This is a genomic window from Mesorhizobium sp. M4B.F.Ca.ET.143.01.1.1, from assembly GCF_004792275.1.
Classification (GTDB): domain Bacteria; phylum Pseudomonadota; class Alphaproteobacteria; order Rhizobiales; family Rhizobiaceae; genus Mesorhizobium; species Mesorhizobium abyssinicae.
Map to the genome: position 1 here is coordinate 1 of NZ_SRSR01000144.1, position 376 is coordinate 376.

At 70.2% G+C, this 376-nt stretch carries 1 pseudogene; it reads right to left on the reverse strand.

From position 1 onward, the window contains the following. A pseudogene (locus tag EN786_RS36355) lies at positions 1–376 on the reverse strand (lipopolysaccharide biosynthesis protein); the annotation flags it as partial.

Sequence of the window (376 nt, forward strand, 5' to 3'; positions counted from 1 at the left end):
GTCGGCCATGGCGACCAGCGGCAGGACGTTGAGATCGTCGGCCAGCGCGCCGCCGTCGACGACGACGAGCTCGAAACTATGGTTGGCCTCGGCCAGCATGCGATGGGCGAAGTAGAGCGCCTGCGCCTCCTGGAACACCGCGGTCGGCCGGCCGCGGCCAATGAGCGCGACGGAGCTGCCGGGCGCATAGCGGCAGACCGCCTCGAGCGGATATTCGCCGCGCAGCACGTCGAGCACGCCAGGCTGCGGGTTCTTCTGGCCCTTGCCGGCATTGATGTCGATGAACAGCACGCGACGGCCCCTGGCCGCGGCCGCATTGGCGAGCTGCCATGCGACCCTCGAGCGTTGCGCCTTGTCTTCGGGCGGCGACGCCACC